The organism is Planococcus chinensis (assembly GCF_020071995.1).
In the GTDB taxonomy this organism is placed as follows: Bacteria; Bacillota; Bacilli; order Bacillales_A; family Planococcaceae; genus Planococcus; species Planococcus chinensis_A.
The window spans coordinates 1-385 of the sequence record NZ_JABWTK010000049.1 but is presented as its reverse complement, the minus strand read 5'-3'; the positions used below and the strand labels follow the sequence as shown (position 1 = coordinate 385).

Below are 385 nucleotides of genomic sequence, written 5' to 3'. Positions count from 1 at the left end.
ATCTGGCGCACGTCGGGCGAGCAGCGACTGTCCAACTACATGCTGTGGCAGGCGGCGTACTCCGAGATGGTGTTCACCGACGTGCTCTGGCCGGACGTGGACCGCCGCGACCTGTGGCGGGCGATCGAGACGTACGCCGAGCGCGACCGCCGATACGGGTCCGCCTAGACCTCCCGCACCAGCTGCTCCGCGAGCCGGCCGCCGTGCTCCTCGACCAGGCCCGATCGGACGAACCCGTGCCGCTCGTAGAGCCGCGCCGCCGACGGGTTGTCCTGCATCACGAACAGGTGCGGCACCAGCCCGCGTCGCCGGGCGTCCTCCACGACCATCTCGAGCACGACGCCGCCGAGGCCGCGTCCGCGGTACGCCGGGTCGGTCCACATCC

Annotated in this window: 2 protein-coding genes; one reads left to right on the top strand and one right to left on the bottom strand. The window is 71.7% G+C overall.

The features are described 5' to 3' along the window. Nucleotides 1-168: undecaprenyl diphosphate synthase family protein (locus tag HU147_RS19250; protein WP_224077679.1), on the top strand; the 168-nt coding region annotated here is incomplete at its 5' end. Here HU147_RS19250 and HU147_RS19245 read toward each other — a convergent pair. Beyond that, nucleotides 165-385, bottom strand: a 221-nt coding sequence (locus HU147_RS19245; RefSeq protein WP_224077678.1) for a GNAT family N-acetyltransferase, incomplete at its 5' end; no start/stop codon positions are given. The genes HU147_RS19250 and HU147_RS19245 overlap by 4 nt on opposite strands.